Here is a 497-nt window from a genome sequence, read left to right as displayed (position 1 = left end):
CGTCGATCGCGGTGTGCACGTAGTCGTAGCCCAGCCCACGCTTGTCGTTGGGTCGCTCGCCACGGCCGTGCGCCTTCCAGCCGCCGCCATCGGGGATGCGGCCGAGCTTCTTGACGTCGATGTGCACCAGTGAGCCCGGGTGGGGGTGCTCGTAGCGGTTCGCCGAGCGCCGCGACGCCCGGATCACCACACCGGTCAGCGGGTCACACGCGCGCAGCAGCGGGGTGCGGTGCCGGGCCAGGACCCGGCCCACCGTCGAGGCCGGCAGCCCCAGGTGTCGACCGATCCAGACCGGGCCACGTCGCGAGAGCATCCGCGCGATGCGCACCCGCGTCTCCACGCACGGCGCCGTTCGAGCCGGGTGGGCGCGAGCCACGCTCGACCGGTCCACCAGCCCGGGACGCCCCTCTGCCTGGAACCGGCGCCACCAGCGCCACGCCGTGGTGCGCGAGACACCCATCTCCGCGGCCACATGAGCGACCGGACGACCGGCCGCG

1 protein-coding gene is annotated in these 497 nt (G+C 74.2%); it reads right to left on the bottom strand.

Annotated features, from left to right (window positions below; genetic code table 11):
* The coding region (locus CTKZ_RS21100) for a helix-turn-helix domain-containing protein (protein ID WP_200829879.1) at positions 1-497 on the bottom strand (497 nt) is incomplete at both ends.

Origin of the sequence: Cellulomonas algicola (assembly GCF_003851725.1) — a bacterium.
GTDB classification, from domain to species: Bacteria; Actinomycetota; Actinomycetes; order Actinomycetales; family Cellulomonadaceae; genus Cellulomonas; species Cellulomonas algicola.
Note: the sequence above shows the minus strand (reverse complement) of the source record. Positions and strands in the feature narration are given on the sequence as shown.